Raw genomic sequence first — 260 nt, forward strand, 5'->3', positions numbered from 1 at the left:
GCCACAAACGATGTATGACTGTCGAAAGAATTTATATGGAGAGCCAGAAGGAACGCAGGAAGTGCTCAATCTGTCTGAGAGCTTTTCGCAGAGCTGTAATTATACCTTTGCAACACTTGCTGGCAAGCTGATCCAAACAGATGATCAAATCATCGAAAAGACGGCTGCAAAGCTTGGACTCATTGATCGAGCTGGCTGGGAAGGGGATGTTTATCATAAGCAGCATTTCAAACAGTTTGATCGTGAAGAAACCGGCAATG

General features: G+C 44.6%; 1 pseudogene. It reads left to right on the forward strand.

What is annotated here, in order from left to right:
• Positions 1 to 61: 61 nt before the first annotated feature.
• Positions 62 to 260: pseudogene (locus tag SB658_RS25060) on the forward strand (penicillin-binding protein 2); the annotation flags it as partial.

This window comes from Bacillus sp. SIMBA_008, from assembly GCF_046535495.1.
GTDB classification, from domain to species: Bacteria; Bacillota; Bacilli; order Bacillales; family Bacillaceae; genus Bacillus; species Bacillus subtilis.